The sequence below is a fragment of the Leucobacter chromiireducens genome (assembly GCF_003917135.1).
In the GTDB taxonomy this organism is placed as follows: domain Bacteria; phylum Actinomycetota; class Actinomycetes; order Actinomycetales; family Microbacteriaceae; genus Leucobacter; species Leucobacter chromiireducens_A.
The window spans coordinates 23,884-47,367 of sequence record NZ_RPDI01000003.1 but is presented as its reverse complement, the minus strand read 5'-3'; the positions used below and the strand labels follow the sequence as shown (position 1 = coordinate 47,367).

20 protein-coding genes are annotated in these 23,484 nt (G+C 69.7%); 7 read left to right on the top strand and 13 right to left on the bottom strand.

The features are described 5' to 3' along the window. Nucleotides 1-10 precede the first annotated feature (10 nt). The gene (gene aspS, locus EGM46_RS02185; RefSeq protein ID WP_125098639.1) at nucleotides 11-1,339 is read left to right on the top strand and encodes an aspartate--tRNA(Asn) ligase; all 1,329 of its coding nucleotides are present in this window, start codon (nucleotides 11-13) and stop codon (nucleotides 1,337-1,339) included. 60 nt (nucleotides 1,340-1,399) lie between these two features. On the opposite strand, the gene EGM46_RS14825 is transcribed toward aspS, so the two are convergent. Next, complete coding sequence (locus tag EGM46_RS14825; protein WP_206427474.1) at nucleotides 1,400-2,086, bottom strand: PepSY domain-containing protein; 687 nt, start codon at nucleotides 2,084-2,086, stop codon at nucleotides 1,400-1,402. Nucleotides 2,087-2,247: 161 nt separating this feature from the next. Between EGM46_RS14825 and EGM46_RS02175 the strand changes: the two genes are divergently transcribed. The 3 genes from EGM46_RS02175 (at nucleotide 2,248) to EGM46_RS02160 (ending at nucleotide 5,828) form a co-directional block, all read left to right on the top strand. Beyond that, entirely contained in the window at nucleotides 2,248-2,937 is a 690-nt protein-coding gene (locus tag EGM46_RS02175; protein ID WP_125098533.1) for a VTT domain-containing protein, read from the top strand. Between the two features lie 89 nt (nucleotides 2,938-3,026). After that, complete coding sequence (locus tag EGM46_RS14660) at nucleotides 3,027-5,003, top strand: TPM domain-containing protein (protein WP_164512785.1); 1,977 nt, start codon at nucleotides 3,027-3,029, stop codon at nucleotides 5,001-5,003. A 108-nt stretch (nucleotides 5,004-5,111) separates the two neighbouring features. After that, nucleotides 5,112-5,828, top strand: a complete 717-nt coding sequence (locus EGM46_RS02160; protein ID WP_125098532.1) for a PspA/IM30 family protein — start codon at nucleotides 5,112-5,114, stop codon at nucleotides 5,826-5,828. A 6-nt stretch (nucleotides 5,829-5,834) separates the two neighbouring features. Here the strand turns inward: EGM46_RS02160 and EGM46_RS02155 are convergent, their stop codons facing one another. Further along, nucleotides 5,835-7,070 carry a cation:proton antiporter gene (locus EGM46_RS02155; protein WP_125098531.1) on the bottom strand — a complete coding sequence of 412 codons (1,236 nt, stop codon included), beginning with the start codon at nucleotides 7,068-7,070 and terminating at the stop codon, nucleotides 5,835-5,837. A 500-nt stretch (nucleotides 7,071-7,570) separates the two neighbouring features. Here EGM46_RS02155 and EGM46_RS02150 point away from each other — a divergent pair, with 500 nt between their 5' ends. Further along, nucleotides 7,571-9,562, top strand: a complete 1,992-nt coding sequence (locus tag EGM46_RS02150) for a choice-of-anchor A family protein (protein ID WP_164512784.1) — start codon at nucleotides 7,571-7,573, stop codon at nucleotides 9,560-9,562. 320 nt (nucleotides 9,563-9,882) lie between these two features. Further along, entirely contained in the window at nucleotides 9,883-10,812 is a 930-nt protein-coding gene (gene ccsB / locus EGM46_RS02145; protein ID WP_125098638.1) for a c-type cytochrome biogenesis protein CcsB, read from the top strand. 67 nt (nucleotides 10,813-10,879) lie between these two features. Here the strand turns inward: ccsB and EGM46_RS02140 are convergent, their stop codons facing one another. Then, nucleotides 10,880-11,557, bottom strand: a complete 678-nt coding sequence (locus EGM46_RS02140; protein WP_125098529.1) for a chlorite dismutase family protein — start codon at nucleotides 11,555-11,557, stop codon at nucleotides 10,880-10,882. 63 nt (nucleotides 11,558-11,620) lie between these two features. After that, the gene (gene ppk2 / locus EGM46_RS02135; RefSeq protein ID WP_125098528.1) at nucleotides 11,621-12,568 is read right to left on the bottom strand and encodes a polyphosphate kinase 2; all 948 of its coding nucleotides are present in this window, start codon (nucleotides 12,566-12,568) and stop codon (nucleotides 11,621-11,623) included. A gap of 253 nt (nucleotides 12,569-12,821) precedes the next feature. Here ppk2 and EGM46_RS02130 point away from each other — a divergent pair, with 253 nt between their 5' ends. Further along, a complete protein-coding gene (locus EGM46_RS02130) occupies nucleotides 12,822-14,339 on the top strand; it encodes a helix-turn-helix transcriptional regulator (protein WP_125098527.1) in 1,518 nt (505 codons plus the stop codon). A 328-nt stretch (nucleotides 14,340-14,667) separates the two neighbouring features. Here EGM46_RS02130 and EGM46_RS02125 read toward each other — a convergent pair whose 3' ends face one another. The 9 genes from EGM46_RS02125 to EGM46_RS02085 all read right to left on the bottom strand — a co-directional run bounded on the left by EGM46_RS02125 (nucleotide 14,668) and on the right by EGM46_RS02085 (nucleotide 23,430). Next, the gene (locus tag EGM46_RS02125) at nucleotides 14,668-14,982 is read right to left on the bottom strand and encodes a metal-sensitive transcriptional regulator (protein WP_125098526.1); all 315 of its coding nucleotides are present in this window, start codon (nucleotides 14,980-14,982) and stop codon (nucleotides 14,668-14,670) included. An 88-nt stretch (nucleotides 14,983-15,070) separates the two neighbouring features. Next, the gene (rarD, locus tag EGM46_RS02120) at nucleotides 15,071-15,976 is read right to left on the bottom strand and encodes an EamA family transporter RarD (RefSeq protein ID WP_125098525.1); all 906 of its coding nucleotides are present in this window, start codon (nucleotides 15,974-15,976) and stop codon (nucleotides 15,071-15,073) included. Nucleotides 15,977-15,982: 6 nt separating this feature from the next. After that, nucleotides 15,983-16,435: a GNAT family N-acetyltransferase gene (locus EGM46_RS02115; RefSeq protein ID WP_125098524.1), complete on the bottom strand. Its 453-nt coding sequence runs from the start codon at nucleotides 16,433-16,435 to the stop codon at nucleotides 15,983-15,985. A gap of 77 nt (nucleotides 16,436-16,512) precedes the next feature. Continuing rightward, complete coding sequence (locus EGM46_RS02110; RefSeq protein WP_241156125.1) at nucleotides 16,513-17,412, bottom strand: ROK family protein; 900 nt, start codon at nucleotides 17,410-17,412, stop codon at nucleotides 16,513-16,515. After that, nucleotides 17,409-18,941, bottom strand: a complete 1,533-nt coding sequence (locus EGM46_RS02105) for a glycoside hydrolase family 3 protein (protein WP_125098523.1) — start codon at nucleotides 18,939-18,941, stop codon at nucleotides 17,409-17,411. Before EGM46_RS02105 ends, EGM46_RS02110 begins: the two co-directional genes overlap by 4 nt. Then, complete coding sequence (locus EGM46_RS02100) at nucleotides 18,938-19,840, bottom strand: carbohydrate ABC transporter permease (RefSeq protein ID WP_125098522.1); 903 nt, start codon at nucleotides 19,838-19,840, stop codon at nucleotides 18,938-18,940. Before EGM46_RS02100 ends, EGM46_RS02105 begins: the two co-directional genes overlap by 4 nt. Next, nucleotides 19,837-20,757, bottom strand: coding sequence for a carbohydrate ABC transporter permease (locus tag EGM46_RS02095; RefSeq protein ID WP_125098521.1), 921 nt, complete (start codon nucleotides 20,755-20,757; stop codon nucleotides 19,837-19,839). Before EGM46_RS02095 ends, EGM46_RS02100 begins: the two co-directional genes overlap by 4 nt. Nucleotides 20,758-20,820: 63 nt before the next feature. Further along, a complete protein-coding gene (locus EGM46_RS02090; protein ID WP_125098520.1) occupies nucleotides 20,821-22,167 on the bottom strand; it encodes an extracellular solute-binding protein in 1,347 nt (448 codons plus the stop codon). 87 nt (nucleotides 22,168-22,254) lie between these two features. Beyond that, the gene (locus EGM46_RS02085) at nucleotides 22,255-23,430 is read right to left on the bottom strand and encodes an ROK family transcriptional regulator (protein WP_125098519.1); all 1,176 of its coding nucleotides are present in this window, start codon (nucleotides 23,428-23,430) and stop codon (nucleotides 22,255-22,257) included. Nucleotides 23,431-23,484: the final 54 nt, after the last annotated feature.

Sequence of the window (23,484 nt, the reverse complement as noted above, 5' to 3'; positions counted from 1 at the left end):
TGAGCGTGTATTGATCAAGGACCTGCCTGCCCTCGAGGGCGGCACCGTGCGCGTATCCGGCTGGGTGGAGAAGGTGCGCGATCAGCGCTACGTCCAGTTCGTGGTGCTGCGCGACGAGTCGGGCGCCGTGCAGCTCGTGAACGGCGGCGTGCTGCGCGAGCCGGATCCTGAGAATCCCCGTTCGGACATCCTCGTGCCCCGCACGGCCACCATCTCCGAGCTGACGCACGGCACGTTTGTGACCGTGACGGGTGAGCTGCAGCACAACGAGCGCGTGAAGCTCGGCGGTGTGGAGATTCAGATCGAGACGATCGAGGTCGTCACGAAGGCGCTCCCCGACAACCCCGTCGCAGGCGACTCGGGCATCGACGTGCGCCTCGACTGGCGTTTCCTCGACCTCCGCCGCCCCGAGCAGAACCTGGTCTTCCGCGTGCAGACCACCTTCCTGCACGCGCTGCGGAACGTGTGGGTGGAGCGAGGCTTCATCGAGATCCAGACCCCGAAGCTCATGGCCTCAGCCTCCGAGTCGCGCGCAGAGCTGTTCGAGGTCGAGTACTTCGAGGGCAAGGCGTTCCTCGCGCAGAGCCCGCAGTTCTTCAAGCAGATGGCGCAGGCCGCTGGCTTCGGCGGCATCTTCGAGGTCGGCCCGGCGTTCCGGGCCGATCCCTCGTTCACCTCGCGCCACGCGACGGAGTTCACCTCGGTCGACACCGAGCTCAGCTGGATCGACTCGCACGTCGACGTCATGGAGCTGCACGAGGAGCTCATCGTCGCCGGCCTCACCGCGGTCAAGGAGAAGCACGGCGAGGAGATCCAGAAGCTCTTCGGCATCGAGGTCACCGTCCCGGCCCGCCCGTTCCCGCGCGTTCCTCTCGCCGAGGCGAAGGAGATCGTGAAGGCGCGCGGCTACGAGGTGCCCCGCGCTGACGCCGACATGGACCCCGAGGGCGAGCGCCAGATCGCCGCGTGGGCGAAGGAAGAGCACGGCAGCGACTTCGTCTTCCTCACGGACTACGACGCGTCGATCCGCCCGTTCTACCACATGCGCCACGAGGACGACGCGAACCTCACGAAGAGCTACGACCTCATCTACCGCGGCACCGAGATCTCCACCGGCGCCCAGCGCGAGCACCGCATCGAGGTGCTTGAGGCGCAGGCGATCGAGAAGGGCATGGACCCGAAGGAGCTCGAGTTCTACCTCGACTTCTTCCGCTACGGTGTGCCCCCGCACGGCGGCTTCGGCATGGGGCTCAACCGCGTGCTGATGCTGCTGCTCGAGCAGTCCTCGATCCGCGAGGTGACCTACCTCTTCCGCGGCCCGAACCGCCTGCTGCCGTAGTCGCGGCTCCGCACGCGTGTGCCCCGTCGCCCTGTGGGGTGGCGGGGCACACGCGTTTCGCTAGTCGCGGTCGCGGGCGAGGATCTCCCCGGTCGTCGCGTCGATCGTGAGCTCCGTCTCGACCAGCGTCTCGGAGTCGAGAAGGGTGGCCTCCCAGACCACCGAGCCGCGATCCCGATCGAGTGAGAGCGCGATGAGGCGTGGGCTCGGCGACACCTCGCCGGAGATCCGCGCTGCCTCGGCGATGCCGATCTTGGTTGGCTCCCGCTCCTCGGCGTCGAGCGTCACCTCGCGGGAGCGCAGCTCAGCGAGTGAGTCGGCGGCGAGGTCGGCCTCGAAGCCGCGCTCCGGGGTCGTGTTCGTTGGCCCCTCGCTCGGGAAGCGGCTGGTGACCTCCCAAATCCACTGCTCGCGCTCGAACTCGAGCTCGATGGCCACGATGCTGCCGCGCACGCCAGCGCCCTCGGACTCGAAACCCTCCAGCCAGTCCGTGGCCCAGCGCACCTCGGAGGGGATCCCGGTCGCGGGGAAGTCGTCGTGCGTCGGCGCGCCGCCACTCGGCGAACTCGAGCCGGGCCCGGATCCAGATCCGGTGTCGGACCCCGAGCCGGTGCCGGCTCCCGATCCGTCGCCGGGCGGGGGGACGTTCACAGTGATGCAGCCCGTCAGCGCGAGCGCGCACGCCGCGAGCGCCGCGACCGCAGAAATGCGTCGCGAGTGTGAGGAGCGAGTGAGTTTCGGCTTCATCGTGCGTGCCTCCGGCCCTGCTGCTGAGTCCCTTCACCCTACCTCCTGCTCGTGAGACGGGGGTGCCGAATCGACAGCCCCTCCCCAGCGGGCCGGGGCATAATAAGCTCGGTTGCGCGCCGCGCACCCGCGCACCCCACACGAGAGCAGAGCCGAACGACGTGACCTCGACCCTTGCCGCACTGACCGCGACGATCGTTCCAGCGCTGCTGGGGATCGACTGGCTCGACCCCGAAACGCTGCTGAAGGCGGGTGGCTGGGCCGCACTCATCCTCGCGTGCGCCTTCGTGTTCCTGGAGACCGGCGTGCTCGTGCTCGCGTTCCTGCCTGGCGACTCGCTGCTCTTCACGGTCGGCCTGTTCTCCGCGACCGGCATCATCGACGTGCCGATCTGGATCACCTGCCTGCTGCTGTTCGTGTTCGCGTTCGCGGGCGATCAGATGGGATTCATGATCGGGCGCAAGCTCGGCCCCTCGATCTTCAGTCGAGAGAAGAGCCGGCTCTTCAACCCGGAGAACGTGGCGCGCACGCACGAGTTCTTCGAGAAGCACGGCCCCAAGGCCATCATCATCGCGCGCTTCCTGCCGATCTTCCGCGCGTTCGTTCCCGCAGCCGCCGGCGTCGGCAACATGCGCTACCGCCAGTTCATCATCTACAACGCGGTGGGCGCGCTGCTCTGGGGCGTCGGCGTGACGCTGCTCGGCTACTTCCTCGGCCAGATCCCCTTCGTGCGCGAGTACAGCGAAGTGTTCATCATCGTGCTCGTGCTGATCCCCGGCATCCCGATCCTCATCGAGCTCTTCAAAGCTTTCAAGTCCTGGCGTGCGAAGCGCCGCGCCCCGCAGAACTAACCGGGCTCTGGCGGGTGCGGGGGCTCCGCTTATAGACTCAGCGCAAGAGGACGACGCGGTTGCGGCCGACCGTGACGGGGGGAGCGGGAATGAAGCGTTTTGCACCGGTGCTCGGGGGTGTCGCGCTTGCCGCACTCGCCTGGCTCGCACCAGCGGCCGCGGTCGCGACAGCGCCGCCGGCATTCGCGGGTGCGTACGTGCTCGACGGCACCTCGCAGGGGGTGCTCGGCTCGCAGGTGGACGAGCTCGAAGACGAGGTGCGCGAGTTCGCCGCGGAGCACGGTGTGCAGCTGTTCGTGGTGTACGTCGACGAGTTCGAGTCGCCAGAGGATCCCGTCGCCTGGGGGTCCGCGACCGCACAGAAGAACTTCCTCGGCGATGACGCGGTGCTCCTCAGCGTCGCCGTCGAGGACCGGCTGTTCGACCTCAACGCCGCGAAGGACCTCATCTCGGACGCGCAGTACGAGAAGCTCACCGAGGAGTACGTGCGGCCGGCGCTGAAGCGCAGCGACTGGGTCGGCGTCGTCGGTGACACCCTCACGGGCATCGAGAAGACCGTGCTCAACCCGGAATCGAACGGCACCGGGGTCGCGATCGCCGTGATCGGCGGCGTGGTCGTCGTCGGCGGCGTCGCTGCAGGCGTCGCCGTCTCCCGGAAGCGCAAGCGTGAGCGGGAGGCCGAGGGGCAGGTCGCGGAGGCCACGCTCGAGGAACTCGAGGCGCAGGCGAGCGCGCTCCTCGTGCGCGTCGATGACGACCTGCGCAGCAGCGACCAGGAGCTCGGCTTCGCGCAGGCCCAGTTCGGGGCCGCGGCGGCCGAGCCGTTCGCGCAGGCGATCGAGGAGGCCCGTGCGCAGTTGCAGGCCGCGTTCACGCTGCGCCAGAAACTCGACGACAACATCCCCGACACCCCGCAGGAGCAGCGTGAGTGGCTCACGGAGATCATCGCGCGCTGCTCGGGTGCGAAGGAATCGCTCGACGCGCACACGGAGTCCTTCTCGCGACTGCGCGAGGTCGAGCAGCGCGCGCCCGAGGTGCTCGCGCAGCTCCGCGGCGCGGTTCCCGGGGTGGAGTCGCGGCTCGCCGCCGGGCAGGCCGCCGTCGGGGAGCTGAGCGCGCGGTACGCCGAGACGATCGTCGCCGGGCTGCGCAGCAACCTCGCCGAGGCCGAGGCGCGGCTGCGCTTCGTCGGCGAGTGCGTCGCGGCGGCGGAGCGCGAGATCGCGGAGGGGAAGACGGCGGCCGCGGCGGTGAGCCTCCGCGCCGGCGAGGCCGCGCTCGAGCAGGCCGGCACCCTCGCCGACTCCCCGGCAACGATCGGCGCAGAGCTCGCCGAGAGCGCTCGCCAGCTGGAGGCCGCGCACGCCGATCTGCGGGCCGACCTGCAGACGGTCGCCCAGCTCGCGCCGGCGGCTCCCGAGGGTGAGCAGCGCGCGCTGGCCGCGGCCGCCGCGCAGGCGGAGGCCGTGCTCGCCGCGGACATCGCGGGCGATCCAGTCCGCGCGCTCACCGCTGCGGCAGAGGCGAACGTGCAGATCGATGGCGCGATCGGGGCCGCACGTGAGACCGCCGAGCGGCAGCGCCGGGCCGAGGCCGCGCGCGATGAGGCGCTCGTGCCCGCGCGCGCCGAAGTGCTCTCCGCCGAGCAGTTCATCGAGACCCGGCGCGGCGCGATCGGCGCCGAAGCCCGCACGCGCCTCGCCGAGGCCAAGCGCCACCTGCAGCTCGCGGAGCAGTACGCGCACGAGGATCCCGCACGCTCGTACCAGAGCGCCCAGCAGGCAACGCAGTACGCGCGCGCCGCGTACCAGCTGGCCTCGGCCGATGTGTCCGGCTGGGGCGGTGGCCCTGGCGGGTACGGCGGTGGGGGCGGCGGCTCGAACGGCAGCTTCGGCGGCGCGGTGCTCGGCGGCATTCTCGGCGGCCTCCTGAGCGGGGGCGGCTCGGGTGGCGGCGGTGGCGGCTGGAGCGGCTCCAACGGCGGCTTCACCGGCGGCTGGAACGGCGGCGGCTCCATTGGCGGCTCGGGCGGCGGAGGCCGGCGCGGTGGCGGCGGCAGGTTCTGAGCGCGCCGTGGCGCCCGCGCGTCGCACGTATGACTTCATCCGGCCGACGGGGCCGATGAACACCCTCCTCCGAGCTGGTTCGGTGGAACACTAGGAAAGGAAGCCGACATGGCAAAGCAGTCCATCCTTGGCCGTATCGCACAGCTCGCCAAGGCAAATATCAACGCGCTCCTCGACTCCGCGGAAGACCCGGAGAAGATGCTCAACCAGATGGAGCGCGACTACAAGAACAGCATCGCCGACGCGGAGAGCTCGGTGGCGCAGACCATCGGCAACTTGCGCCTCATGGAGTCCGATCTCGAGGAGGATCGCAAGGCGATCGCCGAGTGGGGCAGCAAGGCCGCGGCCGCGTCGGCACAGGCCGAGTCGCTCCGAGCTGGCGGCGACAGCGCCGGCGCCGACAAGTTCGACAACCTCGCGCGCGTCGCGCTCTCCAAGCAGATCTCCTTCGAGAAGGAGGTCGCCACCGCTGAGCCGAGCGTCACCGCTCAGCAGCAGGTGGTCGAGCAGCTGAAGACGGGGCTGCAGACCATGCGCGAGAAGCTCGTGCAGCTGCAGGCGAAGCGCGACGAGCTGGTCTCGCGCGGCAAGGTCGCGCAGGCGCAGTCGCAGGTGCAGGACGCGGTCAAGAACCTCGATGTGCTGGATCCGACGAGCGAGCTCGGCCGTTTCGAGGAGAAGGTGAAGCGGCAGGAGGCGATGGTGCGCGGGCAGGCGGAGCTCGCGGCCTCGACCCTCGACGCGCAGTTCAACGAGCTCGATGACCTCGGCGCGCTGAGCGAGGTCGACCAGCGCCTGCAGGCGCTCAAGCAGGGCGGCAACTAGCCCGGATCACGCGGTGGCCCCTCCCGGAAGCTGAGCTCCCGGGAGGGGCTGCTGCGTGTGCGCCCGGGTGTGCGCCTGGGTGCGCCCGCGTCCCGCCAGCGCGAGCATGGGGAAGAGGAGCACGGTGAGCATGGCCGCGCCCACCATCGCGGCGGCGAGCGGTTCGTCGAGCACCCCGTGCTCCGTGCCGATGCTGCTCACCGCGATGACGAGCGGCAGCGTGGTGGCCGTGCAGAGGGCCGCCGTGCGGCGGTCGCTCGGGGACGTGCCAGGCCCGGCGCCCAGCCAGCCGGGCACCCCGCGGACGAGCAGCATGGCGAGCGCGAAGCCGGGCACCAGCGCGAGCGCCGCGGGGTTCGCGAGCAGTTCGGCGAGCGGGAAGGTGACCCCCGTGGCGATGAAGAACACGGGGACGAGGAACCCGAAGGCCACCGAGTCGAGCTTCGCCTCGACGACCCGGAGCTCCGCGGGATCCCCGCCCTGCAGCACGGCGCGCGCGAGCATGCCGGCGGTGAACGCGCCGAGCAGGAAGTCGACGCCGAGCGCGAGCGCGAGGACCACGAGCGCGGCGAGGATGAGGAGCACGAAGCGCACGGCGAACTGGCCGCTCGTGTGGAGCGTGCGGGACACCATTCGCTGCAGCCAATCGTGCGGGCCGCGCTGAGCGAGCCAGAACGCGGCAGCGGCGACGAGGCCGAATACGATGAGCACGAGCGTGCCGGCGAGGGGCTGGCGGCCGCTCAGGAACACGGAGATCGCAACGAGCGGGGCGAACTCGCCGACCGCGCCGGCGCGAGTGATGGTGTCGCCGAGCGGCGTGCCCGAGAGCCCGGCGTCCCGCAGGATCGGCATGAGCGTGCCGAGCGCGGTGCCGGTGAGCGCCACCGCGATGAGGATCGACGCGTCCAGGCTCGGGCCGAGCAGGAACCCTGCCGCCAGCGCGAGGACCGCCGAGCAGGCCCACCAGCCGAGGGCGCGGCGGCCGGGTGCGCCGCGCAGCGCCCGCGGGGCGATCTCGTTCCCCGCCATGAAGAAGAGCGCGGCGAGCCCGAGCTGGGAGAGCGTCTCGAGGATCTCGGAGTCGGCGACCCAGCCGAGGCCGGAGGGCCCGAGCAGCATCCCGAGCCCGATCTCGAACACCACGAGCGGGACGAGGATCACGCGCCCCGCCAAGGCGGCGAGCAGCGGTGCGACGACCGCGGCGAGGGGGATGAGCAGGGTAGAGAGCTCTGCGGTGGTCACGTCGGTGTGTCCTCTCGTGCGGTTGGGCGAACGGCAATTCATCGTATCGACCCTGATCAGGCAGTGGTGTATCGCTCGTCCGGGGGATGCGCCAGCGCCGGCGTGCGGATTTCGGGTGAATTCGGGGGTGAATTGGGGTGCGAAAATCTACGGGCGTAGCGAAACACCCGTATGGTGAGTTTAGTTCGCAAAATGAACTAAATGTGTCGGGGGTGCACACAGGGGGAAATCTGGCCGTCGGGGGACGGCCAGGATCCGGTGCCAACGCGTGCGTTGGCGTGCCGTTTTTGGGCTTGTCGTGACGCCCGGCGCAGTTTCTATTCACCGAAACTGATGAGGACACCACTTTGTCAATTCGCAAGACACTGACGGCTGCGCTTGGCGCGCTGGTCGTGGCGAGCGGGATCACCCTCCCGGCCACGTCCGCACACGCCGCGCCCCAACCGTCCACGCCGAGCAGTTCGGCCGCAGTATGTACGCCAAGCAGCGGAGTCGGCGGTGTGAGCGGTTCCGGAGATCACAAGCCTCAGCCCGTCGACGCGGGCGTTTCGGTGTACGTGGGAGGCAACTTCACCCGCGTCGCCGGCGCCGAGCTGGAGGGGCGCCTCGCGGTGCGCGGCGACGCAGACTTCGGACGCGGGCTCTACAACCTCGGCTTCGTTGGGGTTGGCTCGGGCATTCTCCCGCCCGTCGGCGCCGACATCGTGAATGTTGGCGGGGCGGTCACCATCCGCGGTGACAAACTGCAGATCCAGAGCCGCACGACCGCAGACGCACCGGCGCCGGGCAACCTCGTGGCCGGCGGCACCATCGTCGACGCGCGCTTCATCGAGCAGCAGCACGCGGATTCGAAGGTCATCTCCGGCGTCGGCGCGCAGGAGGCCCTCGGCGATGCCCTGGGAAGCTGGGCTGCGAACGACTTCGCCTGGCTCAGGGACCTCGCGAAGCGGAACGCAACCGGCGCCCCCGGCACCGTGAGCGAGGAGTGGGGCACGCTGACGCTCACCGGCACGAAGGGGGCGACCCGACACCTCTTCTCGATTGACGCTGCGGTGCTGAACACGGGCAAGGACCTCACCCTGAACCTGGTCAACATCGCCGAAACCGATGTTGTGGTCGTCGAGGTGACCGGCTCGGCGCCGGCGACGCTCCGGCTGAACACCGTGCTGGTCGAGGGCAAGGACCTGTTGACCACCTCGAAGTCGTTCGGCCAGCGCGCGAGCCGCATGCTGTGGACCTTCCCCGACTCCTCGAAGGTGACGATCTCCGGGACCGCGCAGGTTCCCGGCTCAGTGATCGTGCCGACGGCGGGATCCCAGACGACGGTCTCGATCCCGGGCGCGAACGGACGCTACTGGGTCGCGGGCGACCTGACGCAGAACTTCGGTGGCGGTGAGTTCCACAACTTCCCCTTCCTGGGGGATCCCGAGATCACCTGCGAGCCGCCCGTCACCCCAACGGCACTGACGGTTCCCGTTGCACCGACGGTGACGCAGGCGGTGTGCAACGTTGAGACGGGCGAGGTCACCGACCCGGTGGTCGCGCTCGCGAAGACCGAGGGGGTGTCGTACGAGGTCGTCGGCGAGGTCGCCGCGGGTAAGACGGTGACCGTGGTCGCGACCCCCGCGGACGGGAAGAAGCTGGGTGAGGCCGAGGGCTGGACCCTTGCCGAGGACGGCACGGCATCGTTCGAGGTTGTGCTGGAGGATGTGCCGTGCGAGACGCCGCTCGTGGCGGTCGTGCCCGTTGCTCCCGAGGTGACGCAGGCGGTCTGCGACGTGGAGACCGGCGAGGCGTCGGCTCCGCTCGTGACCGTGGCGACGACCGAGGGTGTGGAGTACCGCGTCGACGGTGCGGTGCGCGCCGGGAACACGGTGACCATCGTGGCGACCCCGGCGGCGGGGAAGAAGCTGGCCGAGGCCGAGGGCTGGACTCTCGCCGAGGACGGCACGGCCTCGATGACGGTTGTCCTGGAGGATGTGCCGTGCGAGACGCCGCTCGTTGCGGTCGCACCGGTGGCTCCCGAGGTGACGCAGGCGGTCTGCGATGTGGAGACCGGTGAGGCGTCGGCTCCGCTCGTGACGGTGGCGACGACCGAGGGTGTTTCGTACGAGGTCGTCGGCGAGGTCGCCGCGGGCAAGACGGTGACTGTGGTGGCGACCCCCACCGCAGGCAACAAGCTGGCCGAGGCTGAGGGCTGGACCCTGGCCGAGGACGGCACGGCATCGATGACGGTGGTCCTCGACGCCGCCACGTGCGTGCCGGTTGACCCGGGCCCCGAGCCGAAGCCCGAGCCCAAGCCCGAGCCGAAGCCCGAAACCCCGAAGCCGGTGACCCCGAAGCCCGCGACCCCGAACGCCGAGCCGCCCGCTGGCGGGCTCGCGGTGACCGGCGGCGCAGGCCAGGCGCCCCTCTGGGCCGCGGGCATCGCACTCCTCCTGGGTGCGGCCGCGCTGTTCACGGTTCGCCGTCGGAACACGCGTCAGGGCTAACCGGATCCCTGGCTGCTCCTCCTGCCGGCGGTATCCGGCCGGCCACACCCCCGGCCGGCCGGATACCGCGCGGCGATCCCCAGGAGGAGTCGCGATCAGGAAGCTCGCCGCGGGCCGCGTCCTGGTCGAACGAGCGGGGCGTGGGTGCAACGGCACCCACGCCCCGCTCGTGTATTCACGCGCTGTTCTGGATCCACGCAGTTCGGACTAGCACGTAGATCTGATGTGCGTTCCCAGCCAGCTCGCGGCGTGCGGAGGTACGCTGAGAAACTGTGCTGAGCGAGCTGGAAACCTTCTCAACGATTGCCCTGTATTCGGCGATGATCGTGTACGCAATCGCGTTTGTCTTCTACGCGGTTGACCTTGCGAATCGAAGCGGAGACGCGTCGGTGGCCGGGCGAGAGGCTGCGCCAGCGCAGGCTGCCGCGGGCGGCGGAGTCGCCACCCTGACGCGCACCGCCGCGCCGGCGAAGACCGAGGTGAAGCAGCCGCGATCCCGCGCGCTGCGGATCGGCTTCTCGCTCACCGTGCTCGGCTTCATCCTGCACCTCGGTGCGACCGTGCTCCGTGGCATTGGCGCGGAGCGCGTGCCGTGGGCAAACATGTACGAGTTTGCGCTGACCGCCACCTGCGCGATCATGCTGATCTTCCTGCTCGTGCAGTTCTTCGTCGATCTGCGGTTCCTCGGCACGCTGGTCACCGGGCTGACGGTGCTCTTCCTCGGCATCACCAAGGTCAACTTCTACGTCTCGATCGTGCCGCTCCAGCCGGCGCTCGATTCGTACTGGCTCGTGATCCACATCCTCGTCGCGGTGCTCGCCGTCGCGTTCCTGACGCTCTCGTTCGGGCTGTCGGTGCTGCAGCTGCTGCAGACGCGACGCGACGCGAAGATTGCCGCTGGCGAGCAGCCCAGCATGAACTTCCTGCGCAGCATCCCCGGCGCAGCGCGGCTCGAGGACCTCTCGTACCGCCTGGCGATCATCGGGTTCGTGTTCTGGACCTTCACCCTGATCGCCGGCTCGATCTGGGCTGAGGCGGCCTGGAGCCGCTACTGGGGCTGGGACACGAAGGAGGTCTGGACCTTCGTGATCTGGGTGCTGTACGCCGGATTCATCCACGCACGCGCAACGCGCGGCTGGCGCGGCACCCGCTCGGCCTGGCTGTCGATCATCGCCTACGCTGCGGTCATCTTCAACTTCGCGATCGTGAACGTGTTCTTCAAGGGGCTCCACGCCTACTCGGGGCTCTAACCCCAGACACACCGCGAGCGGCGCCGGCATGAGGTCGGCGCTGCTCGCGGTGTTTCGGGCGAGGGAGTTACTGCAACACCTCGACGATCTCGGCGGGCTCGATGTTCCGACCCGTGTACCGGAACTGCACGGCGTTGATGGCCTCGGTGCTCTCGCTGAGCTGGCGAACCAGGCGCACCACGTTCAGCGGGTCGTCCGACTCGGCGGTGATGATCCAGTCGGCCTCCGAGAGCCCGGCGGTCTCGGTGAGCCGGAGCGCCGCTGAGGCGCGGGTGAGGCCGGCGAGCGCGGTCTCGTCGGGGATCTCGGCGGTGGCGCAGGCCAGCCACGCTGCGGGCGCCTCGAACTCCGCGCGTGCATCGGCGCCCCCGTCGATCGCGTACTCCGCGCCCACTGCGCTCCACGCCCGGATGAGCGGTCGGAGCAGGGCGCAGCGCCGCAGCTGGCGCAGCCCCCACTGGAGATCCTCAATCTCGGATCCTGTGAGGTACACCATGAGGTCGGCGTCGGATCGCAGGCCGCTCACGTCGTACCAGCCGCGCAGGATCACGCCCTCCTCGGCCAGTGACGACGCGACGTCCTCGAGTTCCTGCACGATCGCGGGAACGTCACGCCCGTCCAGTACCACCGGGTGTGACGAGCTCACGCGAAACACCGCGTACAGCGCGAACGAGACCTCCTCCTGGCCGCCGGAGTGCGCGGGCAGTTCGGACACGGACGGACGGGTGCTGGTCTCGGTACTCATGCTCTCATCGTCCCTCGCCCGACCGAACAGTGCAAGGAGATTTCGCGCCCGCCGCAGGCTCGGCTACGGCGTCCGGACGACGGGAAACTCCGTGTTCGGGGTTTCGCCGTCGTCGTACACGGTCGCGGGCGAGCCGATGAGGTTCGCGTCGGGGGTCCCGACCACCTCGTGGTTCTTGTCCGGATAGTCGAATCGGGCGAGCACCCAGCGCATCGCCTCAAGCCTGGCGCGCTTCTTGTCGTTCGACTTCACGACGGTCCAGGGCGCCTGCGGGGTGTCGGTGTAGAAGAACATCGCCTCCTTCGCGGCGGTGTAGTCGTCCCACTTGTCGAGGCTTGCGAGGTCGGTGGGGGAGAGCTTCCACTGCTTCACCGGGTCCTGCGAGCGCGACATGAACCGCTCGTGCTGCTCCGCCCGTCCGACGGAGAACCAGAACTTGATGAGGTGAATGCCCGAGTTGACCAGCATGCGTTCGAACTCGGGAGCGGAGCGGGTGAACTCGAGGTACTGCTGCGGGGTGCAGTACCCCATGACGCGCTCGACGCCGGCCCGGTTGTACCAGGAGCGGTCGAACATCACGATCTCACCCGCCGCGGGGAGGTGCTGCACGTAGCGCTGGAAGAACCACTGCGTCTGCTCCCGCTCGGTGGGGATCTCCAGTGCCACCACGCGGGCGCCGCGCGGGTTGAGGTGTTCGGTGAAGCGCTTGATCGCGCCGCCCTTGCCCGCAGCGTCGCGCCCCTCGAAGATGATCACGATCCGCTCGCCCGTCTCCTTGACCCAGGCCTGCAGCTTCAGCAGCTCGATCTGGAGGGTGTGCTTCTCCTTCTCGTACGCCTTGCGCGAGAGCTTCGTCTCGTACGGGTAGCCCTGGCGCCATGCCGCTCCCGGGTCGCTGCTCGACGGGGAATCGATCCCGAGCAGCTCGGCGATCTCGTCGATCTCGGGGGTCACGTCGACCTGGCCCGGCTCTGCGAGGACAAACGACTCGGTGTCTGGCTGCGTGGTCATGTCGTGATTTTCTTCCACTGTGGTTTCCCTCCAAATATGTGCCTGAGGAGTTGGCCCCCTCTCAGTCTAAAACCGCAGCCGACACACCGAAACTCCATTGGCGGATTCCTCAGCGGCCGGCCTGATCGGCGCAGCGCGCCGCAGTGTTCCCTCACACCCGGGTGCAGCTACGCTGGGGAACAGGTCACTCGATGTGACGAAGCGGCGTGGGGGCGTTAGGGTGGAGCCAGATCAAATGGGTGACCCTGTGGGGGTGACAGTGCGCAGGGACGAGCGGTACCGGCAGCTCAATGACGTCGTTCGTGAGTTCGAGGATGCGTGCGCTGAGCCCTCCGTCGTACCGGCGCTCGAGTTCTTCGACCTGCACGCGCTCGAGATCTGGTTTGGTACGCCGCCGAACCGGCTCCGCGAGGTGCTCAGCGATCTCGTGAAGCGTGGCGCCCCGCCGCGCAGCATCGTCGGTGGCGTCTACGCCTTCCTGCTGGGGGATCCCATCGAAACGCCGCTCCTCGCAACCCGACTCGGCGACGCCGTGCTGCCCGAGACCGAGATGTTCGTGCGGATGTTCGAGCACCGGCTGGGCGGCCGCCTTCGCGAGGCGAGCGCGGCGGCCGAGGAGCTCTCCCGCGCGCGCGTCGACCTCCACGCGATGTTCGATCGCCGCGGCGGCTGGAACCTCTTCCTCTCCACGCAGCTCGGCACCACGGCGATGCTGGCGGGCGATCTCACGCAGGCGCTCGTGTACTTCACTGAGGCGCGCCTGCACCCGCCCGCCCCGATCCTCCGGTTCCTGCTGCGCGAAGCGCTCGCGAAGTCAGCGCTCATCGAGGCGAGCGAGGGCGACCTGGCGCACGCGCGGGAGCACCTCGACGCCGCACGCGCGATTCCCGACTCGACGAGCTGGACGGAGCCTGGCGTCGCCGCGGCGATCGCCGTCGCGGAGGCGTTGCTCGCCGAGGACGGCGACAGCGCGAACGCGATCCTCGCGGACATTCCGGCGGCGCAGCTCGGCGAGATCTGGCCCTTCTACGCCGTCGCGGTGAACCGGGCGTACGGCAACGTCCAGAACTATGTCGCGGCGGACCGGCGGCTCGGTCTGCTCGACAGCATGGCGCTGCCGCGGACGCCGGGGGACGGGTACAGCGGGAGCATCATCCCCATTCTGCGCGCCTCGAACGCGCTTTGCCTCGACAATCCCCGCGCGGCGGAACAGTTCATCGCGCTCGCGGATCCGGCGCTCGCACGCACGCAGCTCGTCCGCGCCCAGCTCAGCCTGAGCACGGGGCAGCCTCGGCGGGCGCTGCAGCAGGTGCTTGAGATGCCCGAGGAGAATCGCGAACTGCGGCAGGTCGGGGTCTGGCGCCACGCGCTACTCGCCGCCGCGCACCTGCAACTCGACCAGCCGGCCGAGTGTGAGACGGTGCTGCAGCGCGCACTCGCGAGCGTTGGCGAGTTTACCGAGCAGGACGTGCGCCAGTTCGAAGACGGCGTGCGCACGTTCGCCGCGCAGCGAATCGAGGGCTGGCCGGCGACCCAGCGTCGGGGCTCGTCCTTCGCGCGCGCGAGCGCCGCGACCGGGAAGAACCTCACGGAGCGGGAGGTGCAGGTGCTGCAGCTCCTCACGAGCGGCAGATCACGCGACGAGATCGCGGCGGCACTGTTCATCTCGGTGAACACGCTGAAGACGCAGCTCCGCTCCGTGTACCGCAAGCTCGGGGTCTCGCAGCGCAGCGCGGCGGTGCTCGAGGCCCAGCGCCGCGGCATCGTCTAGCACAGGGCGGCCGCGTAGCGCGGCATCGAACGGCTGGGTGAACTCGCGGGTGAAATCGGCGCAGGAGCGTGGAATTCGGGCCACTAACCGGGGAGACATTGGTAGCGTGAGACGTGTTCGAACCGGTGTGTCTCTGACCGCCGGGGAACCCCGCACAGTGTGCTCATGCAGGAGTATGCTGACGGGGCGCCTTCGGGGGAGGGCGCACAGAAAACCGGGGAACCGTGTACGTGGTGCAGCGCACCGCGCACATCTCGCCGGGCACAAGCGGTGGGGACCGTCGTGCCCGGCGAGCATGGTCCGCCGCGGAATCTCGGCGAGACGCCCGCTACCGAACGAGTCGCGCGATCGCCGCTGACGCCTCTTCGAGCTTCTCCGCCGCCACCTCGCCGCCGTCCGCCGCAGCAGACGCGACGCAGTGCCGCAGGTGATCGTCGAGGAGCGCGAGCGCGACGCGCTCGAGCGCCTTCGTCGCGGCGGACACCTGGGTCAGGATGTCGATGCAGTACGCGTCCTCTTCGATCATCCGATGCACGCCGCGGACCTGGCCTTCAGCGCGGCGCAGCCGCTTCAGCAGATCGTCCTTGTGCCCGATGTACCCGTGGGTTTCATGCTCGCAGGCTTCGGCCGTCACATCACTCATGCGAGAACCATACACGCGATGCAGCGGCCCGTGGTGCGGGATCGCGCAGGGCGTATCCGCTATTCCCGAAGGGGCGGAACGCGCGGGACTATGGCCGCCTGCGTTCGCGCAGCAGTGTCACGATCCCGCCGATCAGGATCACCCCAACCGCTGCCCAGATGGTGCCGTAGGTGAGCCACTCGTCCGCCCCGATGCGCTCGCCGTTGAGCAGCGAGGCCACGACGAGGAGCGCAGGCTCAAGATAGCTCAGCAGGCCGAACAGGCTGAGGGTGAGGAGGCGGGACGCGGTGAGGTAGAGCATCAGCGCGAAGCCCGTCCAGAGCGCGAAGAGCGGAGCGGCCCACCACAGCGCAGGGTTCGCCGCGGTAGCGTCGCCCTGCACGATCTCGCGGACCACGAAGAACGCCGCGAGGATCGACACCGCGACGAACTCCCAGAACATTCCGCCAAGGTGCGCCGTGCCGAGCGCGCGCCGCAGCACGAAGTACACGGGGTAGCCGAGGGCGACGAGCAGCGTCTCCCAGGACACGCCGCCGACGCGCACGAGCTCGAACCCGACGCCGACGGCCGCGATCCCGGCTGCCACCCACTGCCACCACACGAGCCGATCCTTGTAGAGAATGCGGCCGACCACGATGAGGACGAGTGGGAGCAGGAAGTAGCCGAGCGCCACCTGGAGGCCGCGGCCGTGCATGGGCGCCCAGCTGAACACCCAGAGCTGCGCGGAGACGAGCAGCCCGCAGGCGAGGATCGCGAGGGCGAGCACCGGCTTCGCGCGGACGCGCGCCACGATGTCCGACGCGAGGTGCCACTGCCGCACCGCGACGAGCGCGAGCGCGATCATCGGGATCGTCAGCAGAATGCGGATGCCCCACACGGACTCCGCGGAGGCGGGCGCCAGCATCGGGGTGACGAAATAGACGCCAGCGAACGCCACGGCCGAAGCGACCGAAGCGATGACCCCGCGTGAGCTCTGGGAGGGGGAGCCTGTCACTCCCGGCTACAGAGTGATTGCGCCGACGACTTCGCCGTACGGGGTCTCCCCGACCGGCACGAAGCCCATGTGGAGGAAGAACTCCTCAGGCCCGTCCTCGCCGCGCTCCCAGAGCACGGTCAGCCGGTCGACGCCGCGAGCGCGCGCCTCGTCGATGAGCGCGCTCACCGCGAAGGTGCCGACGCCGGCGCCCTGCGCCTCAGCGTCGACGTTGATGCGCCACAGCGCCGCGCGGAACTCCTCCTGCGGCGCATCGGGATCGAAATTGCCGTGGATGAACCCCACCACCTGATCGCCGTCGAGCACGACGCGCTGCCAGGCGGTGTGCGCCGGCGTGACGGCGGCCGCTGCAGCGTAGGACACGGGAGTAATGAACTGCTCCTGGCCGGGCTTCAGACCGAGCGTGTTCACGGCGACAATGGTCGCAGCGGAGAGTTCTTCGAGTCTGAGTTCGGTCATACCCTTAGGCTAGCGGCTGCGTCGGAACGCGCAAGTCTTGTGTGCGGGATCCATAGTGAACCGTAACCTCTCGGCCATCACGCGAGCGCTGCCCCCACCGCGGCCGCCGGCGAGTCGGCGGCGAGCACCTGGACCCTGCCGCTCAGCTCCAGCTCGGCGAGAAACTGGGATTCGCGAGCCCACTCGTCGAGCGTGGCTCGGATCTCGTCGATGAGGCGCGGCCCGATGAGGCGTAGCCCGCCGCCGATCACCACGGTGTGCGGATCCATCGCGAGGACGAGCAGGCGCACACAGCTCGCCGCACCGCGCACGAGGTCCGCGAACGCGTCGATCGCGTCAGGGTCGCCGGCGTCGACCGCCGCGAGGAGCACGCGCCCGGGGTGCGCGCCGCCCGCCGGCCAGAACGTCGTGAGCGCGGAGCCGCTCGCCACGGTCTCCAGGCAGCCGCGCTGCCCGCACGGGCACGGTCTGGCGAGCGGATCGACGGGAAGATGCCCGATCTCGCCGGCGACACCGTGCGCTCCGCGAAGCGGCACGCCATCGACCACCAGCCCGGCCGAGAGGCCGGTGCCCAGGTTGAGGTACGCGAGCGTGCCGGAGAGCCGCATCAGGTGCGCCGCTCCGATCGCCGCTGCGGTCACATCGTTGTCGAGCGTGATCGTGAGCCCGGTGCGCGCGGCGAGCTCCGGTGCGAGCGGCAGGTGATCGATCCCGATGTTGTACGCGTGCCGCACCACGCCAGCCGCGCGGTCGATCTGCCCGGGGATCCCGATGCCGACCGCGGCAAAGTCGCCGACCGCGCGCCCGGTGTCGCGCGCGAGCGCGTCAAGCGCGGCGCCCGCGGTGCTGAGCACCCCCTCCGCGCCCCCCGCGGTGCGGAGCCGGGTCGTCGCGACCACCCGTCCCTCGGGGTCGAGCGCGACGGCCTCGGTCTTTGAGCCGCCGATGTCCATTCCGATGCGCAGCGCCTGGCTCATGCGTCGGCTCCCTCCGTGATGCGCAGCAGCGCGGCCCCGGCGAGCGCCGACGAGCCGAAGCTCGCGAGCTCGGCCGGGCCGTGCGCGACGCCGGGCGCCGCCGGCCACCCCATGTCGACCGTGAGCACCGGGAACCCGGCGGCGCGCAGCGCGGCGATGCCGGCCACCGCCTCGGGATCGCGGTGCAGATCGCGCCCGATGACGAGCAGTCCAGCCGACCCGGCCGGGTCAGCCGCAGGCAGCCCCCACCCCGGATCAGCCGAGCCGGCGACCCGGATCAGCTCGCGCGCCCCGAACGACGCCGCGGCGCCGGGGACGAGCTCGGCAGCCCCGCTGGCGAACGGACCCCACGGTGCATCGCCGATCGCGAGGTTCGCCTCGGCGTCGACGCGGATCACGCGCGCTGCCGGGTGCGCTGCGAGCCAGGCGCGCGCGTGATCGAGCCCGGCGAAGCTTGCGGCGACGCGGTCGATCTCCGCGCCGCTCGGCAGCGGGGCCGCGGCGGTGTCCGCGTGCTCGGGCGCGGCCGACGCGCAGAGCTCGGCGACCCGCCGCTCCGCCTCACGCACCCGCTCGGGATCGAGGCGGCCCGCCGCGATCGCGTCGAGCACGTGGTCCTCGATCTCGCGCAGTCCGGCCTCGCCGGTCGCGGTGCCGAGGCAGAGCAGGTCGCAGCCGGCGTCGAGCGCGCGCACCGCCGCCTCGGGGATCCCGATCTCGCCGCTCGCGCCGGCCATGTCGAGCGCGTCGGACACGATCGCCCCGGTGAACCCGAGCTCCTCCCGGAGCAGTCCCTGCAGGATGGGGCGGCTGAGCGTCGCAGGGGCCGCCCGGTCGATCTGGGGCAGCAGAATGTGCGAGGTCATGATGGCGCGCGCTCCGGCCTCGATCGCCGCGCGGAACGGCGGCAGCTCGCGCTCGCGCAGCGTCGCGAGGTCGACGTCGACCGTCGGCAGCGCGAGGTGCGAGTCCTGCGTGGTGTCCCCGTGGCCGGGGAAGTGCTTCGGGCAAGCGATGGCCCCGCCGGCCTGCAGGCCACGCACCCATGCCGCCGTGTGGCGCGCGGCGCCAGCGGCGGTCGCGCCGAAGCTGCGTGTGCCGATCACGGGGTTCTCCGGTGTGCTGTTCACATCGGCGTCCGGCGCGAGCGCGAGCGCGAAGCCCGCGGCGCGGATGTCGGTGGCGACGCGGCGGCCGATCTCCTCCGTGTACGCGGCATCGTCGATCCTGCCGAGGATCGCGGCTCCGGGGTACGGCGCGCCGCTCCGGTAGTGCAGACGAGTCACCTCGCCGCCCTCCTCGTCGATCGCGACGAGCGCGCCAGGCGCCGCGCGCTGGAGTTCGTGCCCGAGCGCCGTGAGCTGCGCGCGGTCGACCACGTTCTGGCCGTACACGCAGACCGAGCGGAGCCCATCACGCAGCAGCTCGACGATCCACTGGGGTGCCGTGAGCCCCGCGAAGCCGGGCATCAGCGTGGCGCGCACGGCGCGGCGCAGGGCCGGGTCGTGCGCGTCGCGGTGCGCGCTCATCCCTTCACCGCCCCGCTGACGAGCCCGCTCGTCATGCGCCCCTGCACGAACAGGAAGAAGATGATCACCGGCACCGCGACCAGGGTGGAGGCCGCCATGACCTCGCCCCAGTCGATGGCGCGCGACGAGGACTGCTGGATGAAGCCGCGCAGCCAGAGCGGCAGGGTCTGCATGCTCGAGTCCTGCAGGATCACGAGCGCGACCGTGAACTCGTTCCACGCCTGCAGGAACGCGTACACCCCGCTCGCAACGAGGCCGGGGGCGAGGAGCGGGAAGGTGATGCGCAGGAACGCCTGCGTGCGGCTCAGCCCGTCCACCATCGCCGCCTCCTCGAGTTCCGCAGGGATGCCGGCGACAAAGCCGCGCAGCATCCAGATCGTGAAGGGCACCACCGCTGCGATGTAGATAATACTGACACCGACTACCGAGTTCAGGAGGTTCAGCGAGCCCATCAGCTTGTACTGGGCGATGAACATGCCCTCGGCCGGCAGCATCTGTATAAAGAGGACCGCGAGCACGAAGCTGCGGCGGCCGCGGAACCGGAATCGGCTAATCGCGAGCGCTGCGAGGAACGCGAACAGGAGGCAGCACACGACCGCGATGCCGGCGACCGTGAGGCTGATCCCGAGCGCGCGCAGGAAGCTGCCGTCGGCGAAGACCGCAGCGAAGTTCTTGAGTGAGCCGCCGATGGGCAACAGCGTCGGCTTCGTCTGCTCGAGCACCACGTTCGGCAGTAGCGCCGAGTTCAGCATCCAGTAGACGGGGAACGCCCACGCGATGGCGAGCACGACGGCGAGGCCGCCGAGGATGATGCGGGTGCGGCGGCGTGGGCGTTCGTGCCCGCGCTGCCGGATCACCGAGATCGGAGCGGTGACGGAGCGAGTGTCTGCGCGGCTCATGGCTGTGCATCCTCCTTCACGAGGTTTCGGACGTATGCCCAGCTGAGGGCAATGGTGAGCAGCAGCACGAAGATCGACATGGCGCTGGCCATGGCGAAGTCGCTCGAGCCGACGCCGAGCTGGTAGATGTACGTGCCGAGCACGTCGGTCTGGCTGGCGATCGAGCCGCGATCCTGCAGCAGCTTGATCTGCGTGAACACGCGCAGATCCCAGATGATCTGCAGCAGCATGACGATGCCGAGCACCGGCTTGATCACGGGAAGAATGATGTAGCGCAGCCGCTGCCACGGCGACGCACCGTCCATCTGCGCGGCCTCGAGCACCTCGCCAGGCACCTGCGTGAGCGCGGCGTACACGGAGAACGCGACGAACGGCACGCTCATCCACACCACGATGATGAGCGCGACGGCGAAGAACGACAGCGGCTCCTGCAGCCAGTTGTGGCCCTGCATGGGGAGACCGAGTCCGGTGAGCAGCCAGTTGACGAGCCCGCGCCGCCAGTCGAAGATCCAGTTCCAGATGGTCATGGCGGCGACGACGGGGGTGGCCCAGGCGAGCAGCAGCGCGATCTGCAGCGTGAGGCGGGTCCAGGTCGGAACCGCCTGCATCAGGAGCGCGAGGCCGACACCGATGACCATGGTGGAGCTGGCCGCGATGAGGCAGAACGCGATCGACCGCGCCACCACGAGCCACGTCGTCGGGTTGCTGAACAACGTCGCGTAGTTCGAGAACCACACCCACTCGGGGGGCTGGCCGAACTGCTGCGCGAGCCCGAACTGCTGCATCGACGTGATGACCTGCCACACGATCGGGTAGCCGAGCGCGAGCAGCACGATGAGGGTCGCGGGGAGGAGCAGCGCGTACGGGGTCAGCCGAATGCGGCGTCGCTTGCGCACGGTCGGGGCGCTCTGAGTCATCGTGACCTCTCGAAGATGGGGTGTGGGGTCCGGCGGTGCGCCGGACCCCACGCCTGGAACTGCTTACTTCTGGTTGAGCAGAGCGTTGAGCTCCGCGTTCGTGTCCTGCGCGAGCTGCTTCAGATCGTCAGCGTCGCGGATCTTCGAGAAGAATCCCTCCATGACGTTCTTCGCCTCGACGGCGGCCCAGCCGGGAGCCGCAGGGGTCAGCTTCGAGTTGGACGCCGATTCGATGAGCGCCTGCGCGAACTGGTCATCGCCGAGCGACGACGCGTACTGCTGGTTCGCCGGGCCGAGGCCGTTCTTGCCGAGCATCGTCTGGTACTCCTCGGAGTAGATGATGCGCAGCAGCTCCTTCGCGAGCTCCGGCTCCTTCGACGTCGCCGAGATGCCGATGTTCGAGCCGCCAGCGAAGACGGGGGCCGGCTTGCCGTCGTTGCCCGGCAGCACGAACGTGCCGAACACGTCGTCGTTCCACTCGCGCACGGGCTCACCGTCGTCGTTCGTCACCAGGTCGCCGATCGACCAGTGCGCCCAGCCGGGTGCCATGATCGTCGCGGCAGCGAGCGAGAGGTCGTCGGTGACGTTGCCCTCCTCGTCCTTCACCTGATCGGAGTCGTTCAGGTACTGGTACTGGTTCGCGTCCTTCGCGTCGTTCGGTGCGTTCGACGCGGTGCGGTAGATCTCCTGCAGTTGCTCGAGGCCCTTCAGTGCCTCGGGGGAGTCGAGCGTTGCGGTCCACTCGCCGTCCTGCAGCTCGGCGATCTCGCCGCCGTTCGCGAAGATCCAGGACACGCCGTCGCGCCAGTCCTGGCCACCCAGGTAGAAGCCCGAGAACTTCTCGATGCCCTTCGGGTTCTTCTCCGCGATGGTCTTCACCGCGGCGTTGAACTCGTCGAGCGTCTTCGGCAGTGCGACACCGGCGGCGTCCCACACGTCCTTGCGGTAGAACATGTAGCGCGAGCCGAAGTAGTAGGGAAGCGTGTAGTTCTTGCCGTCGACCTCGCCGACCTCAACGAACGAGGGGAGCAGGTCGTCGCCGCCGAGCTCCTCCTTCATGTCGCTGATGTCGAGGAACGCGCCGACGTTCGTGAAGGTCGGCGACTGCGTGTTGCCGATCTCCGTGACATCCGGCGTGTTGCTCGCGTCGGGCAGCGCGGTGGTGAGCTTCGTGACGAGATCGCCCCAGCCCTGCTCCTCGATCTTGAGCGTCGCGCCGGTCTGCTCGGTGAACTCGGTCTTCAGGTAGTCGCGCAGCTCGTCGGGGGTGTCCCCGCCAGCCAGCCACAGGGTAATCGACTTGCCGTCGCCCCCCGACTCTCCGCCGCCCTGAGCCCCCTGGCTGCAGCCGGTGAACAGCAGCGCCGAGGCCACGGCCGCAGCGGTGAGACCTGTGAGCTTTCTCTCCATGGTGTTCTTCCTTTCGGTGGGCCGCACGCGGGGTGCCGCGTGTAGCGTGTCCTGCGCTCCGGAGGAGCGCGGTCTGAAGCTCGGGAGCTAGCTGATCCCGAGCTGGGCTTTCATGACGATCGCGGTCGCGCCGCGCAGAATGAGGTCGGTGCCCTGCGTGCTCGTGCGAAGCACCAGGTCGCTGTGCGAATCTGGCATCGTTCGGCGGCGCAGGATTTCGAGTGTCGCCTCGGCTAGCGTGCCGCCGATCAACTCGAGCGGCCCGGCGAGCACGATCTCCGCGAGGTTCAGGAGGCCGACCGCCGGTGCGAGCACGATGCCGAGGCGCTGCCCGGCCTCGCGGAGCACGCGCTCGCGCTCGGCCTCTGGGACCTCCGGCCCGGTGGCCGCGGTGAGCGATGGGACGGAGAGCCAGTGCTCGAGCACCTGCTCGCGCGCGTACGGGGCGTCGAGGCCGTGATCGGTGCCGACCATCACCTGGCCGATCTCGCCCGAGGCGAAGCGGCTGCCCGCGACGGTGCGGCCGTCGACGATGAGGCCGGAGCCGACGCCGTGCCCGACGGTGACGAGGATGAAGTTGTCGCTCGACTCCCCGAAGCTGTACTCGGCGAGCGCGGCGACGTTCGCGTCGTTCGCGACGACCGCTGGCAGCCCGGTGCGCTCGGCGATGAGGGCCTGCAGTGGCAGGTTCTCCCAGCCGAGGTTGGGGGCGGTGCGCACGACGCCGTGGTCGTCGACGACGCCCGGAGTGCCGACGCCGACGCCGAGAATCGGCAGCTCAGCGACGGCAACGAGCTCGGTGGCGAGCTTCACGGTGAGGTCGCGGGCCGCGTCGCCGGTCGCCTCGGCGCGCTCGACCTCCACGCGGGAGAGCACGGTGCCGTCGAGCGCAACGACCGCGCCGCGCATCGTGCGGTGGTCGCTGAGGTCGAGGGCGACGACCGCGAACGCGTCGCGGGCGATGTCGACGAGCGTCGCCGGCTTGCCCGGCCGCTGCGACTCGCGCAGGCCGAGCTCCCGGAGCAGGCCCTCGGCGATGAGGTCGGCGACGAGGCCCGACACGGTGACCTTGGTGAGGCCGGTCGCCCGCGCGAGGTCGGCTCGGCTCTGCGCGCCGGTGTCGTGCAGGGTCTGCAGCACGAGTGTGCGGTTGTGGCGCTTGGCGTCGCCGAGGGTCGCCTTCACCCGCGGGCGGAGCGTGCGTGCGGGAAGCCCGAGTCGTTGGCTGCTCGGGGTCGGGGTACGCGACGGTGCGACGGTCATGGAGTTAGTAAAACTAACGAACTAAAGATTCGCAAGTCCTGAGCCACGCGAAGT